Raw genomic sequence first — 14,834 nt, 5'->3', positions numbered from 1 at the left:
TGCCGTGTTCGACGGGCAACCGCTGGCCTGTTTCCAACCCTTCATCGATACCGCTACCGGGCGTATTGCCGGTGTCGAGGCACTCGGTCGCCTGCACCAGGTGAGCGGCGAGCTACGCTCGGTCGGGCCGCTGTTCGCCAACCCGCAGATTCCCTCCACGGCCCTGCGCCGGCTAGACCGACTGATCCGCGAGGACGCCCTGAGCCGCTTCCACGAAGCCCCGGCCGACTGGTTCCTGAGCCTGAACATTTCGCCGCGCTGGATCAGCGACCTGAGCCACGATCAGCCGCTACCCAGCCTGATCCAACTGCGCCAGCAAGGTGTACCGGCGCACCGGGTGGTGTTCGAGATCACCGAAACCGGTGGCGATCCGGTACGCCTGAGCGAAGTGGGCAGCCGCTACCGCCAGGCAGGCGCGCGCATCGCCATCGACGATTTCGGTGCCGGCTACTCGCAACTGGATCGGGTACTGGCACTGCAACCGGACATTCTCAAGCTCGACATGCGCCTGTTCCAGGCCGCGGCCCGTGGCGGGCCAAGCAGCGAGGTGGTCAAGGCACTGGCACAGATGGCGGAGAAAACCGGCTGCTGGATCATCGCCGAGGGCGTCGAAAGTGCCGTGGAATTGAACTTTGCCCTGGAATGCGGTGCGCGCTATCTGCAAGGTCACCTGTTCGCTCCGGCGGCGCCGACGTTCTTTGCCGCCGATGCGTTCGTCAAGCGATTCGACCAGCTACGCCAGGGCTACGTGCGCAGCAAGCTGGCCGAGCGTGGCCGCCTGATGGCGCTGCGCCAGGATCTGACGGAGCTGATGCGCCAACTGCAGGCCTGGGCGCTGGCCAAAGCGCCGCTCGAAGCCCTCCCCGCGCTTGAGCGCTACCCATGGATGCTACGCTTCTTCCTCTGCGACCGTCACGGCACCCAGCTCACCCCCAACCTGGAATGGCGCGAGCAGCGCTGGCAGGTCGACAACCGCTACCAGGGCCACAACTGGTCATGGCGCCCGTACTTCTATCATCTGCTCGCCGAGGGCTGGGACGAGCGCCGCCTGATCCTCTCCAGCACCTACCGCGACGCCACCAGCAACCAGTATTGCCTGACCGCCGGACAGTTCTTCGACGAAGGCCAACGCCTGTTACTGATCGACGTGGATGCGGGCGGGTTGTGAAGCGCGGCTATAACCGCTCTGCGCCCATGCCACTGAATTGTCGAGCCAGGTGAATGGCGTAGTTGTCGGTCATGCCGCTGACGTAATCGAGCACCTGCATGATTGCACCGTACTCATTGGAAATACCGGCATTGTCGTCCAGCGCCTTGAGGTCGACGCCAATCAGCTCGACCACCCGGCGGGTTTTCGAATCCGCCACACCGCCCTTCCTGACGTAATCCATGGCGGCCGCGCAACTCACATCGAGCAACGTGGAAATCGTGCTGTAAGCGCCGATCTCCAACTCCACCTTGCGCGGGTGCTGGAAGATTTCGTCACGGGCCAGACCTTTGGCAGCACTGACACAGTCGCGCACGTTCTGGTCGCACAGTTCCAGAATGCCCAGCGCCTGGCCCGTCATGATCTGGTCGTGGTTATTCATGAATGCCGTAGCGCCCGCATCGACGAATGCCGAGATGACCTTGCCACGCACCATGGATAGCCGGCGCCCGACCTTCATGCCCTGGATTTCCTTGAGCAACTGGTTCTTCTGCTGGTCGTCCAGCACCAGGCAGAGAATCTCGAAGACCTTGTCCCAGTCCAGAATGCCCATTTCCACACCGTCTTCGAGGTCGAGAATGGCGTAGCAGAAGTCATCGGAGACTTCCATCAGGTTGGCCAGCGGATGGCGGCAGCGCCACCCCTCACCGAGCGCGAGCAAACCGGTTGCATCGGCCACTTCGTTGAACTGGGCCAGCTCGGAGCGATAAATGCCGTATTTGTTGGCGACCGGACGTTGCCGATTGATCGCGTCGGCGGCCAGCCAAGGGTATTTGATGAACGCCCCCAGCGAGGCGTAGGTCAGGCGCATGCCGCCGTCATTGGGGTGATATTCCGAGGTGGTCAACACCCTGAAGCCTTGGGCATTACCTTCGAACCGGCGCAAATCGGTCGCTTCATTGAAGGGCAGCGACTCGATCATCCTCGCGCCAACCCCATTGGAAAACCAGTGCCGAATCGCTTCTTCGCCGGTATGCCCGAAGGGCGGGTTGCCAATGTCGTGGGCCAGGCAGGCGGTCTGGACAATATCGCCAATGTCCGACGCTGAGTGTTGCTCAGGGATCAGCCGCTCGTTGAGCAAGGCCTGCCCCACCCTTACCCCGAGCGTGCGCCCCACGCAGGCCACTTCCAGGCTATGGGTGAGGCGATTGTGAACGTGATCGTTGGTCGCAAGCGGGTGCACCTGGGTCTTTCGGGCAAGGCGCCGGAAGGCGCCGGAGAAAATAACCTTGTCGTGGTCCGAGTGAAACGGTGAACGGCCCAGCTCGGACTTGGGAGGGCGGCCGCCAAGACGGGTGTTGTTCAGCAACTTGTCCCAACTCATGCGTGCCATGTTCGCCTCTTGAATCGTTCACAGGGCCGCCAATATAACCCAGTTGCGGCGCCTCTCGACAGATATCCCCTAGTTCGTCCACTTAGCCCTCACTGGACACTGTGGAGCCCACCGGCCCTTGCGACTCGCAACGAGCTGGAATAGGTTCAGGGTTGCAATAAACACAAACAACCACGAACGTTTAATTCAAAAGATGACAAAGAAAAAAGAATAACCTGTAGTTCAAAGCCGAATATTAAGTAGGATCTTTCCTATATTGAATCTGAGCGCCACTCTATTTATGTGCACACTGCGCTTCTGGGCTAAGGTGCGGCCTCACCATAGGCTTCGCTTGGAAGATGAGTATGCATTCAGTATTTATTGTCGACGATCATCCTGTTATCCGCCTGGCCGTACGCATGCTGCTGGAAAACGAAGGTTATCGGGTCGTCGGTGAAACCGATAACGGCGTGGACGCCATGCAGATGGTCCGCGAATGCCCGCCCGACCTGATCATTCTCGATATCGGCATCCCCAAGCTGGACGGGCTCGAAGTCCTGTCGCGCTTCAGTGCCATGTCACTGCCGTTGAAGGTGCTGGTGCTGACCGCCCAATCGCCGGCGCTATTCGCCATCCGCTGCATGCTCTCCGGCGCAGCAGGTTATGTGGGCAAACAGGAAGACCTGAGCGAGTTGCTCAGTGCGATCAAGGCCGTGCTCTCGGGCTACAACTATTTCCCCAGCCAGGCGATTAACCCATTGCGCCAGCAGGACGACAACTTCGCCGAGATGGATTTGTTCAAAACGGTCAACGACCGTGAACTGATGGTTCTGCAGTTATTTGCCCAGGGCAAGAGCAACAAGGAAATTGCCGCGGGCATGTTCCTCAGCAACAAGACCGTCAGTACTTACAAGAAACGCCTAATGCAGAAACTCAAGGCCAGTTCCCTGGTGGAATTGATAGAAATGGCCAAACGCAACGCCCTCGTATGAGCTGGCGCCTGCCCAGGTTCGCGCAACTGTGCTGCCTTTGGCTGACCGGCATCAGCCTGAACACCGCGGCCGCCCATATGCCCGCACCGGACTACCTGACACTGCTCAGCCGCAGCGGCAGCCTGCCGTTGCCGGTTAGCCTGAACCAGGCGCAGCAACGTTGGCTCAAGGGTCAATCCGAGCTGGTGCTGGGCGTCGCCGCGCCGGACTATCCACCGTTCGACATCACCACCAGTGGCCGCGACTACGAAGGCCTGACCGCCGACTATGTCGGCCTGTTGCGCGCCACGCTGAAGCTGCCGATTCGCATCAAGCACTTCGACAGCCGCATCCAGGCCATCGAAGCGCTGCGCCAAGGGCGGATCGACCTGCTGGGCAGTGCCAATGGCTTCGATGCCGCTCAACCCGGCCTGCTGCTTTCGCAGCCGTACGTCGAGGACCAGCCGGTGCTGGTGACCCGCGACAACGAAATACGCCCGCTGGACAATGGCCTGGCCAACCTGCGGCTGAGCATGATCGACTATTACCTGCCGTTGAGCGAAGTGCGCAAGACCTACCCCAAGGCCACTCTGCTCACTTATCCGTCCTATCACCAGGCACTCAACGCGGTGGCTTTCGAACAAGCCGACGTGTTCCTCGGCGACACCCTGTCGACCCACTACCTGATCAACCAGAGCTACTTGAAAAACCTCAAGATGGCCAACTTCTCGCAGCACGAATCGGTGGGCTTCAGTTTTGCCGTGCGTGCCGACAATCCGCTACTGCTGGAAGTGTTAAACGCCACCCTGAGCACGGTGACCAGCGCCACCCGGAGCAACATTTTCCAACGCTGGAGCGCTGGCGGCAGCATCCTGCTCACCGACCGCAAGCTGCAACTCACGCCCCGCGAAGAAAAATGGCTGATGAAGCACCCGATCATTCGCGTGGCCGTCAGCGACAACGCGGCACCGCTGACCCTGTTCGACAAGTCCGGCAACCTGCACGGGCTGGCCGTCGACCTGCTGGAACTGATCCGCCTGCGTACCGGCATGCGTTTCGCGTTCTACCGCAGCGCCGGCATCAGCGACATGATCAACAAGCTCGACCGAGGCGAAGTCGACCTGATCGCGGCGGTAAGCAACAGCGCCGAACGCGAGAGCAGTCTGTCCTTCAGCCGACCCTACCTGGAAAACGCCTACGTACTGGTCACGCGCAAAGGCGATGGCGAGCCAAGCAACCTGGAGCAACTGGTCGGTCACAAGCTGGCGGTCACCCGCGGCAACATGCTGCTGGAAGAGATGCGCACGCGCTACCCGAACATCGAGCTGGTGGAAACCGAAGGCAGCTCCGCCTCGGCGGCAGCGCTGAACAACCAGCAGGTCGACGGTATGCTCACCGCCCTGATCTACGCCAACTACAACCTCAGCAGCCGGCCGAACCTAACCATCCGCACCACCGTGGGCAGCACCCCGGCCGCCTTTGCCTTCGCCACCGCGCGCAGCGCCCACGACCTGAGCACCATCATCGACAAGGCGTTGCTGAGCATCGCCCCAGAAGACATGAGTACCATCAACAGCCGCTGGCGCAGCTACAGCGGCGAACCGCCCTCCTACTGGCAGAGCCATCAGCAGCGGATCATCCAGGTGATCCTCGGGACGGTGCTGCTGTTGCTGCTGTCGCTGGCGTGGAATGCCTGGATGCGGCGCCAGATCAAACAACGCGAAGCGGCCGAGCGTGCCCTCAACGACCAGCTGGAATTCATGCGTGCACTGGTCAACGGTACACCGCACCCGATCTACGTGCGCGACCGTCAGGGCCTGCTGCAATCATGCAACGACAGCTACCTCGAAGCCCTCGAAGCCAAGGCCGAGCAAGTGCTGGGCAAGTCCATCCATGACGCGCCACTGGCCGGTGGCAGTGCCGCGCAGCAGATCGAAGCCGACTACCAGCAGGTGCTCGATCAGGGCCTGCCATTGATCGTCGACCGCCCGCTGATGCTGAAGAACCGGGAACTGACCATCTATCACTGGATCCTGCCCTACCGCAATTCGCTCGGCGAGGTGCAGGGCATCATCGGTGGCTGGCTGGACATCAGCGACCGTCGCCAGTTGGTTCAAGACCTGCGCCAGGCCAAGGAACGCGCCGATGCCGCCAACCGGGCGAAGAGCACTTTCCTGGCGACCATGAGCCACGAGATCCGCACGCCGATGAATGCCCTGATCGGCATGCTCGAACTGGCGCTCAAACGCGCCGACCACGGCCAGCTGGACCGTCACGCCATCGATGTCGCCTACCACTCGGCCAAGGACTTGCTGGCGCTGATCGGCGACATCCTCGATATCGCCCGAATCGAGTCGGGGCGCTTGCAACTGACCCCGGAACGCGCCGACCCGGCCGAGCTGATCGAGTCGGTAGCACAGGTGTTCGAAGGGCTGGCCCGGCAGAAGCAGTTGCAACTGACGGTGAAAATCGCCCAGGCGGCCCGCCGCGACGTGCTGCTCGACCCTCTGCGTTTCAAGCAGATCGTCTCCAACCTGGTGACCAACGCGATCAAGTACACCGAACACGGCCAGGTGAACATCGAACTGACCTTGCAGGCCGGACCCAGCGCCGAGGTAGTGCAACTGGAACTGAGCGTGCGCGACAGCGGTATCGGCATCGACGCGCAAAGCCAGCAGCGTCTGTTCCAGCCCTTCGTCCAGCTCGACCCGGACAGCCAGCTGGCGCGCAATGGCACCGGCCTGGGCCTGGTGATCAGTCGCAACCTGTGCGAAATGATGGGGGGCCAGCTGAACCTGAGCAGCGTTCCTGGCCAGGGTACCGAGGTGCGCGTCAGCATGCCGCTGACACCGCTAGCGGCCTGTACCGCACCCAAACGCGTCGAGCCGCACGTGCCGCCGCCGCACGCAGGATTGAAGGTGCTGGTGATCGACGATCATCCGGCCAACCTGCTGCTGATGGGCCAGCAGCTGGACTTCCTCGGCGTACAACATAGCCGCGCCAGCGATGGCCTGAGTGGCCTGGAAGCCTGGCACCAGGGCTGCTTCGACCTGCTGGTCGTCGATTGCAACATGCCGGTCATGGATGGCTTTCAGTTTGCCCAGGCAATCCGCGAACAGGAGCGCCTACGCGATCTGTTGCCGTGCACCATTCTCGGCTACACCGCCAATGCCCAGCCGGAAGTGCGCGAGCGCTGCCGGCAGGCCGGCATGGACGACTGCCTGCTCAAGCCGATCGGCCTGCAGGCACTGGGCAAGCGTCTGGCCGAGGTACCGTTGCGCTGTTGCGCCAAAAACCTGGCCAAACAGCCGCTGATCAACCTGCATGGGTTGGAGCCGATCATTGGCGATTGCCCGCTGGAACTGCGCCGGCTGCTCGAACAGCTGGTGCGTAGCAGCCCCGAAGACCAGCAGCAACTGCAGGCGGTGGACACCCAGGGCGATCCACGCGTGTTGCAGGCCACTTCGCACAAGATTCTTGGGGTGGCACGGATCCTTCAGGCAGAGCGCCTGATGCAAGCATGTGAACGCCTGGAGTCGTCGTGCGAGGTAGCGGCCCCCGAAGTCTTGCTGCGGCGGCGCAAACAGCTGGTGCTGCGGGCGATGAAACAGGTGGAAGTGGCGTTGCGCAAGGCGCTGGACGAGTTGTCAGCGAGCGAGGAAGACGCCGCGCAGGGCAATTAGCGAGGGCTTAAGCAAAAACGGCAGCCCGGAGGCTGCCGCTTGAGCGAGGTATCAGGAAGCCGGGTTGATTGGCTTCTCTGGGTACCAGGCGTCCAGCAATGGGCTGACTTCGACCTTGACTACTTCGTCGCGGCCTTTGAGCCAGGCTTCGACCTTAGCGCGCTGCGCTTCGGTAACCGAACCACGTTCAGCCTTGCAGACCAGACCGAAGTCGTCGCCGCCGACGTAGTCCAGGCCGTTGGCATCCATTGCGTCGGTCAGGAAGGCGTCGAGGAAGGCATCAATGGCTTCTTCGGACAGGTCTTCCTTGAAGCCCAGGTTCAGCTCAAAACCCAGCTCCTGGAATTCGTCTACACACAGTTTTTTGCGCAGACGGCGGGAACGGTTAGTGGCCATGAAACAATCCTCTTGAGTATTAACGCGCGGCACTTTACCAGTTCCGAGCCCTGTCTGCCCGACTAAAAGCTGAGATTTCCCGGCCACTTGGCCCATTCGGGGGGCACACGGGCTGCCACCTTGGGGCATAATGCGCGCTATATTTTTCCACACCGGGGCCATCATCTTATTCAGCCCGGTTTTTTTCACCCCTCGCTCGCAGGGTTTCAGTGCACATGATGACTTCACTTCGCTCGCTTCTCCTCGCTGGCCTGTTCCTTCCCCTGGCCATGCCGGCCCATGCCGATCCGATAAGTACCACCCTGCCGGCCAAGGTGCAGCAGGCGCTCAAGACCAACAAGCTGGATAACTCGGCCCTGTCGCTGGTGATGCTGCCGCTCAACGGCCCAGGCACGCCGACCATCTTCAACGCCGACGTCTCGGTCAACCCAGCCTCGACCATGAAGCTGGTGACTACCTACGCCGCCCTGGAAATGCTCGGCCCGACCCACCAGTGGAAAACCGAGTTCTACACCGACGGCACGCTGAGCAACGGTACGCTCAACGGCAACCTGTACCTCAAGGGCGGCGGCGACCCCAAGCTGAACATGGAAAAGCTCTGGCTGCTGATGCGCGACCTGCGCGCCAATGGCGTGCAGAACATCAGCGGTGACCTGGTACTGGACCGCAGTCACTTCGTACAGCCGCAGTTGCCGGCGTTCAACGATGACGGCGGCGACGAGAACAAGCCGTTCCTGGTCAAGCCCGACGCGTTGCTGGTCAACCTCAAGGCCTTGCGCTTTGTGGCACGCAACGACGGTGGCCGGGTGCTGGTGTCGGTCGAGCCACCGATTGCCAATATCCGTATCGACAACCAGGTCAAGGCCGTGGCCAGCAAGCAGTGCACCGGCGATGTACGTTACAACCCGGTGGTCCAGGCCGATGGCGTCAGCGTAACGGTCAGTGGGCAACTGGGCGAAGGCTGCAACTCGCAAACCTACCTGTCGCTGCTCGACCATCCGACCTATGCGGCAGGCGCCGTGCGGGCCATCTGGAACGAACTGGGCGGCAGCATTCGTGGGGCCGATCGGGTCGACCAGGTGCCGAAGAGTGCGCGCTTGCTGGCGCGAGCGTTCTCTCCGGACCTGGTCGAGATCATTCGCGATATCAACAAATACAGTAACAACACCATGGCGCAGCAGTTGTTCCTGAGCCTGGGTGCGCAATACCGCACCGACGCCGATGGCGACGATGCGCGGGCGGCGCAGCGTGTGGTTCGTCAATGGCTGGCGAAGAAGGGCATCACCGCGCCGCACCTGATCATGGAGAACGGTTCGGGGCTGTCGCGGGCCGAACGGGTCAGTGCACGGGAGATGGCGGCGTTGCTACAGGCGGCGTGGAAGAGCCCGTATGCAGCGGAGTTCATCAGTTCGATGCCATTGACCGGGATGGACGGGACGATGCGCAAACGACTCAAACGCACAGCCATGACCGGTGAGGCGCACATCAAGACCGGCACGCTGAATACGGTGCGGGCAATTGCCGGGTTTAGCCGGGACAGCAACGGCAACACCTGGGCAGTGGTGGCGATTCTGAATGACCCTCGGCCGTGGGGCGCTTCGGCGGTGCTGGATCAGGTACTGCTGGATCTGTATCGGCAGCCGAAGCTGGCTACAGTGGCGAGTCAGTTGTAAGTTGGTGGTAGGGGGGGGTACTGCCCCCCCTAACAGCTAACACCCCCTGTGGAAGCAGGCCTTGCCGGCGATTACCCCACTCACGGCAACTCCTGCTCAACCCGGTCACGCCCCGCCTGCTTCGCCGCATACACCCCCGAATCCGCCCGCAGCAACAAGGCATCAGCGCCTTCCCCCGGCCGCCAGCCGGCAACTCCGAAACTCGCGGTCACCCGCCCAACCCCATCCACAGGTACATTCCTCACCCCCTGCCACAGCTCCATCGCCAGGGTATACGCCTGCGCGGCATTACTCCCCGGGCACAGCACCATGAACTCCTCCCCCCCGAGCCGACAAAACACATCCGTACGCCGCAAGCGGTGATTGATCCGCTGACACAAACTCTGCAACACATGATCCCCCACAGCATGCCCGAACTGATCATTGATCCGCTTGAAATGGTCGATATCCAGCATGATCACCGCCAGATCCTGCATATCACGCTGCGCGCGTTCAAGCTCGGCCTTGAGCCGCTCCTGGAAGTAACGCCGGTTGTGAATGCCGGTCAGCGCATCGGTCACCGACAACGCCCGCAACTCTTCCTCCACCCGTTTCAGGTCGGAAATGTCGGTCAGGTAGCCATGCCACAAGGTCCCACCCTCGGGAATCATCTCCGGAGTCGCCTCGCCCCTCACCCAGCGCAACCCGGCCACTGGCAACTGCACCCGGTACTCTTCACGCCAGGGCGTCAGGTGATCGGCCGAATAACGAATCGACGTGCGCACCCGCGCCAGGTCGTCCGGGTGGATACGCTCGAACACCGCCGTGGCATCCTCGCGCAACAACTGCGGCTCGATCTCGTAGATGTCACGCAGGCCCTCGCTGGCATAGCTGAAGCACGAGCGGCCATCCGGGTCCAGACGGAACTGGTAAATCCCCCCAGGCACCTCGGCACTGAGTTTTTCCAGCAACCGATCACGCGCCGCCAACGCCTCGTGCACACGCTTGCGCTCGGTCACGTCGATGCAGATCGCCAGGTGCCCAACCCACAAACCATGCTCGTCGAGCACCGCCGTGACCAGCATGTTCGCCACCAGATGACTGCCATCCTTACGCAACAAGGTCCACTCGCCCGGCTCGCTGTCGCCCTCCTGCAGGGTGTCCGCCAGCATCGCCTGCGCCGCGCTGATCTCGCGGCCATAGCGCAGGCTCAGCGCATGCGCGCGCTCATGCAGCTCCTGTGGCAGCACCAGGTCCTCCAGCGTCAAGTGCTCGATCACTTCTTCACTGCAATAACCAAGCATTCGCTCGGCTCCCGCATTGAAGGTGCTGATCACACCGCGCAAATTGGTAGCGATGATCGCCACCTGGGTCGCTGCCTCCAGCACACTGTGCAATTGGTTGTGGGTCTCGCGCAACGACTGCTCGCTGACGCGCAACTCGGCGGTGCGCTGCTCAACCAGGGTCAGGGCCCGCTGACGCTGGCCAAACAGGCTGTACAACAAGGCGCTGAGCAACAGGCTGAGCAGGCCGCCGAGAAAGCCCACGGCCGCGACCACCGAGGTCTGATTGGCCTGCATGAAGGCCAGACTGGGGCGAATCTCCAACTGGTAGTCATGGTCGGCCAGGTGCAACAGGTGACTGGCCGCCAGGCTGCTCTCAGCTGCCTGGTTGCCCGATTGGAACAGCACCTCATGCTCGGCCTGGCCCGACAGGTCGAGAATCCGCACCACCAGGTTGTCCTGCGCCGACTCCGGCAAGCCGTCGGCCATCAGTTGGCGCATGCTCAGCACCGCCATCACATACCCCTTAGGCTCGGCTTCCGGCGCCAGCGCCGTGAACACCGGTGCCACCACCAGCACCCCACGCGCGTAACTCGGGTCCACACCCACCAGATTCAGCGGCGCCGACACCGCCATGGAGCCGGGCATCGACGCCCGCGCCAGGGTCGACTGGCGCACGCTCTGCGACATCAGGTCCAGACCGAACGGCTGCACCTGCTCGCTCAGCGCCTGGGTATACAACACCGGGTAATACAGCGCGCGTGCACGAGACGCGCGCAACACGCCGGCGGGGGTCAGTTCACGAATAGTGAAATCGGCGCCGAGCACCGCACGGGCATGCGCTTCGAAGTTCGCCCGCTCGCTTTCGACCACCCGCGGCGCCCAGGAGTACGCCTGGGTACGCTGCAACAAGGGACGGGCAAAACCATCGAACTCTGCGCGGGTAACTGCTGTGGCAAACACAAAAAAGCGCCGCAAGCTGTCCAGGCGTTGCACCTGGTCCTCGAAGCGCTCTTCAATTCGGCTGTAACGTTCGCTGGCCAGCAGCTCGAAGCGCTGGCGCAACTGCTGCTGGCTCAGGCCATGCGCGGCCAGTGCCAGCAATGCCGTCAGCAGACCGCCGGCCACCAGCGCCACAAGGGCGACGAGCCAGGCAGACACGTCCTCGCTGATGAAGCCGAGCATTTTCGGACGCGAAACCTGCATCGACATAAATTGCACTCATAACGCCGACCAGCAGCGAATTTCAGGGGCTCCCTGCAACAATAATAGCTACTTGCCACAATCTCGGAAGCCCCTCGCGCAAACGCTTCAGCGTGCCTGAATGCGCCAGGCACGGTGAATCTTGGTGTTCCGCGCAAAATCCGGGTCCAGGGTCTGGGCGCTGATCTCTTCGACGGCGTAACGCTCGGCCAGGCGCTCGTCGAGCTGGAACTTGCGGAAGTTGTTCGAGAAGTACAACACTCCCCCCGGTGCCAGGCGTGCAACCGCCAGGTCAAGCAGCTCGACATGGTCGCGCTGTACGTCGAACACCCCCTCCATCCGCTTGGAGTTGGAGAAGGTCGGCGGGTCGATGAAGATCAGCTCATATTCTTCGCGGCAGTTTTGCAGCCAGGCCATGACATCGCCCTGCTCCAGACGGTTCTTGTCCGAAAAGCCGTTCAACGACAGGTTGCGCCGCGCCCAGTCCAGGTAGGTTTTCGACAGGTCGACGCTGGTGGTGCTGCGCGCGCCGCCCTTGGCCGCATGCACACTGGCCGTGGCGGTGTAGCAGAACAGGTTGAGGAAGCGCTTGCCGGCCGCCTCGCGCTGAATGCGCATACGCATTGGCCGGTGGTCGAGGAACAACCCGGTGTCGAGGTAGTCGGTCAGGTTGACCAGCAACTTGACGCCGCCCTCGCTGACTTCGGTGAATTGCCCCTGGCTGCTCTGGCGTTCGTACTGGCGGGTGCCGGACTGACGCTCGCGACGCTTGATCACCACCCGGCTCTGGTCAACCCCCAACGCTTGCGGGATCGCCGCCAGGGCGTCGAACAGGCGCGCCTGGGCTTTCTCCGGGTCGATCGAACGGGGCGCGGCGTACTCCTGCACGTGCACCCAGTCCTGATACAGGTCGATCGCCAGGGCGTACTCCGGCATGTCGGCATCGTAGACGCGGTAGCAGGTCACGTTCTCGCGCTTGGCCCATTTACCCAGTTGCTTGAGATTCTTCAGCAGGCGGTTGGCGAACATCTGCCCGCCTTCGCTCAGGCGCGCCGGTTCGCTGGCCTGGGACACGGCCGGCTGCGCCGCATCGCTGCCGCGCTCACGCTCGGGCTGCCGGCGCTCGCCGGTGACAAACTGGTCGGGCTGCACCTTGATCAGCAGCAGCTTGCACGGCAGCGCGCCGTTCCAGAAGGCGTATTGCTTGTGGCTGCGAATGCCCATGCGCTTGCCCAGGTCCGGGGCGCCGGTAAACACCGCCGCTTCCCAGTTCAGGCAGGCCTGACGCAGGCGCTCGCCGAGGTTCTGGTAGAGGTACAACAGGCTGGCTTCATCGCCCAGACGCTCGCCGTACGGCGGGTTGCAGATGACCAGGCCTTTCTGGTTCTGATCCGGGCGCGGCTCAAAGCTGCCGACTTCGCCCTGATAGATCTTCACCCAGTCGCTCAAACCGGCGCGCTCGACGTTATTGCGGCCCGGCTGGATCAGCCGTGGGTCGGCTTCGTAACCGCGGATCCACAGCGGTGGACGCGCCAGCCCGGCCTCGGCGCGCGCCAGCGCCTCGTCATGGAGCTTGCGCCACAGCGCTGGCACGTGACCAAGCCAGGCCGTGAAGCCCCAGCGCTCACGCTTGAGGTTAGGCGCGATATCGGCAGCGATCATTGCCGCCTCGACCAGGAAGGTACCGACACCGCACATCGGGTCCGCCAGCGCGCCGCCCTCGGCGGCAATGCGCGGCCAACCGGCGCGGATCAGCACGGCGGCGGCAAGGTTTTCCTTCAGCGGTGCGGCACCCTGCTGCAGGCGGTAGCCGCGCTGGTGCAGGCTGTGGCCGGACAGGTCCAGCGAGAGGATCGCCTCGCCGCGTTCCAGGCGCAGGTGCACGCGCAGGTCTGGGTTGAGCTTGTCCACCGACGGCCGCTCGCCAGCAGCATTACGCAGCTTGTCGACGATGCCATCTTTGACCTTGAGGGCACCAAAGTGGGTATTGTCGATGCCCGAACCATGGCCACTGAACTCTACGGCGAGGCTGCCATTGGACTCCAGGTGGTCCTGCCAGTCGACAGCGTTGACGCCGTCATACAGGTCGTCGGCGTTCCTCATGTTGAAGCGCTTGAGCACCAGCAACACGCGGTTGGCCAGGCGCGACCAGAGGCACAGGCGGTAGGCGGTTTCCATGTCGGCGTCGCCGCGAATGGCCGAGGTGTGCTCGCGCACGTCTTCCAGGCCAAGCCCTCGCGCTTCTTCAGCGAGCAGGCCTTCCAGGCCTTTGGGGCAGGTGAGATAAAGTTCGAAACGGTCCGACATGAGGTATCCAAGCCTTGAGCAATAGGTGAAAAGGCAACGCATCGCCTTTCCGCTGTTTGATCGAACGCCCTTCCAGCAAGCGTTCGAATGGCACTCGGTGAGTGCCGGGCCACCCGGGAGAGCAATTTTGCGACAAGGCAAAACGTCTTTGATCCCCAGACAGAATGAAAATTTACAGAAAAATGATTGCGCGGATGACCCTTCGTCGCTTTCTACCGGCTAAATGAAACTGCCTCTCAACGATGGCCATCTGCTGTGAGCGTCGAGCAAAGCCTGATCATAGCTGGCTTTGCCCGGATTCCCCTCTTGAATCATTTTTTTACTTATCCTTTCACCCTATGAAAGGTTACGTCCTTATGACAAAACGGTCATTCACAGTGTGACTTGCATTGGTTAGAACTCAACTCAGGTTGTCACCGCAACGGGGCAACACTTCCGCTCGCCACGCCGGCAGCGAGCGCTAAAACCGGCAGAACGACTCTGCCCGGCCTCAGCCGAGGCCGACGGGACATTACAGTCAACAAGTGAGGGCAACACCCTATGAGAAGACTTAAGCGTGATCCGTTGGAACGAGCATTTTCACGTGGCTACCAATATGGGGTCACCGGCAAATCCCGCGAGCTTTGCCCTTTTACTCTACCGTCAGTACGCCAAGCCTGGATCAATGGCTGGCGGGAAGGACGCGGCGACAACTGGGACGGTATGACCGGCACTGCGGGTATCCATAGACTCAACGAACTTCACGCCGTTGGCTGAACGAGGATCTGAATTCTAGTTACCATGCGCGCCCTATCCGGGCGGCGGGCTGCGGCCCAAGGGC

Annotated in this window: 9 protein-coding genes; 5 read left to right on the top strand and 4 right to left on the bottom strand. The window is 62.1% G+C overall.

The genetic code is table 11. From position 1 onward, the window contains the following. The first annotated feature begins 4 nt into the window (after positions 1 to 4). Positions 5 to 1,168: an EAL domain-containing protein gene (locus tag DCO48_RS11030; RefSeq protein ID WP_116550639.1), complete on the top strand. Its 1,164-nt coding sequence runs from the start codon at positions 5 to 7 to the stop codon at positions 1,166 to 1,168. Between the two features lie 7 nt (positions 1,169 to 1,175). On the opposite strand, the gene DCO48_RS11025 is transcribed toward DCO48_RS11030, so the two are convergent. After that, on the bottom strand, positions 1,176 to 2,540 hold the full coding sequence (locus tag DCO48_RS11025; RefSeq protein WP_218276122.1) for a deoxyguanosinetriphosphate triphosphohydrolase: 1,365 nt from the start codon (positions 2,538 to 2,540) through the stop codon (positions 1,176 to 1,178). A 344-nt stretch (positions 2,541 to 2,884) separates the two neighbouring features. Here DCO48_RS11025 and DCO48_RS11020 point away from each other — a divergent pair, with 344 nt between their 5' ends. Beyond that, positions 2,885 to 3,511 (top strand): response regulator transcription factor, encoded by a 627-nt coding sequence (locus DCO48_RS11020; protein WP_116550638.1) that lies wholly within the window; start codon positions 2,885 to 2,887, stop codon positions 3,509 to 3,511. Continuing rightward, entirely contained in the window at positions 3,508 to 7,173 is a 3,666-nt protein-coding gene (locus DCO48_RS11015) for a transporter substrate-binding domain-containing protein (RefSeq protein WP_116550637.1), read from the top strand. The genes DCO48_RS11020 and DCO48_RS11015 overlap by 4 nt, the downstream gene beginning before the upstream one ends. Positions 7,174 to 7,224: 51 nt before the next feature. Here the strand turns inward: DCO48_RS11015 and DCO48_RS11010 are convergent, their stop codons facing one another. Then, a complete protein-coding gene (locus DCO48_RS11010) occupies positions 7,225 to 7,569 on the bottom strand; it encodes a YggL family protein (protein WP_116550636.1) in 345 nt (114 codons plus the stop codon). Positions 7,570 to 7,784: 215 nt separating this feature from the next. On the opposite strand from DCO48_RS11010, the gene dacB reads away from it, so the two are divergent. Continuing rightward, positions 7,785 to 9,242 (top strand): D-alanyl-D-alanine carboxypeptidase/D-alanyl-D-alanine-endopeptidase, encoded by a 1,458-nt coding sequence (dacB, locus tag DCO48_RS11005; RefSeq protein ID WP_116550635.1) that lies wholly within the window; start codon positions 7,785 to 7,787, stop codon positions 9,240 to 9,242. 80 nt (positions 9,243 to 9,322) lie between these two features. Here the strand turns inward: dacB and DCO48_RS11000 are convergent, their stop codons facing one another. Together DCO48_RS11000 and rlmKL are read right to left on the bottom strand one after the other, a co-directional pair. Then, a complete protein-coding gene (locus DCO48_RS11000; RefSeq protein ID WP_116550634.1) occupies positions 9,323 to 11,716 on the bottom strand; it encodes a diguanylate cyclase in 2,394 nt (797 codons plus the stop codon). 99 nt (positions 11,717 to 11,815) lie between these two features. Continuing rightward, complete coding sequence (gene rlmKL, locus DCO48_RS10995; RefSeq protein ID WP_116550633.1) at positions 11,816 to 14,014, bottom strand: bifunctional 23S rRNA (guanine(2069)-N(7))-methyltransferase RlmK/23S rRNA (guanine(2445)-N(2))-methyltransferase RlmL; 2,199 nt, start codon at positions 14,012 to 14,014, stop codon at positions 11,816 to 11,818. 540 nt (positions 14,015 to 14,554) lie between these two features. On the opposite strand from rlmKL, the gene rmf reads away from it, so the two are divergent. Beyond that, positions 14,555 to 14,770 carry a ribosome modulation factor gene (gene rmf / locus DCO48_RS10990; RefSeq protein ID WP_010223328.1) on the top strand — a complete coding sequence of 72 codons (216 nt, stop codon included), beginning with the start codon at positions 14,555 to 14,557 and terminating at the stop codon, positions 14,768 to 14,770. Positions 14,771 to 14,834: the final 64 nt, after the last annotated feature.

This window comes from Pseudomonas sp. SDI, assembly GCF_003105155.1.
In the GTDB taxonomy this organism is placed as follows: domain Bacteria; phylum Pseudomonadota; class Gammaproteobacteria; order Pseudomonadales; family Pseudomonadaceae; genus Aquipseudomonas.
Note: the sequence above shows the minus strand (reverse complement) of the source record. Positions and strands in the feature narration are given on the sequence as shown.

Excerpts from the sequence above, each read along its gene's own strand:
- rmf (WP_010223328.1), top strand. The coding sequence starts at position 14,555 with ATGAGAAGACTTAAGCGTGATCCGTTGGAACGAGCATTTTCACGTGGC.
- DCO48_RS11010 (WP_116550636.1), bottom strand. The coding sequence starts at position 7,569 with ATGGCCACTAACCGTTCCCGCCGTCTGCGCAAAAAACTGTGTGTAGAC.
- rlmKL (WP_116550633.1), bottom strand. The coding sequence starts at position 14,014 with ATGTCGGACCGTTTCGAACTTTATCTCACCTGCCCCAAAGGCCTGGAA.
- dacB (WP_116550635.1), top strand. The coding sequence starts at position 7,785 with ATGATGACTTCACTTCGCTCGCTTCTCCTCGCTGGCCTGTTCCTTCCC.
- DCO48_RS11020 (WP_116550638.1), top strand. The coding sequence starts at position 2,885 with ATGCATTCAGTATTTATTGTCGACGATCATCCTGTTATCCGCCTGGCC.
- DCO48_RS11015 (WP_116550637.1), top strand. The coding sequence starts at position 3,508 with ATGAGCTGGCGCCTGCCCAGGTTCGCGCAACTGTGCTGCCTTTGGCTG.
- DCO48_RS11000 (WP_116550634.1), bottom strand. The coding sequence starts at position 11,716 with ATGTCGATGCAGGTTTCGCGTCCGAAAATGCTCGGCTTCATCAGCGAG.
- DCO48_RS11025 (WP_218276122.1), bottom strand. The coding sequence starts at position 2,540 with ATGGCACGCATGAGTTGGGACAAGTTGCTGAACAACACCCGTCTTGGC.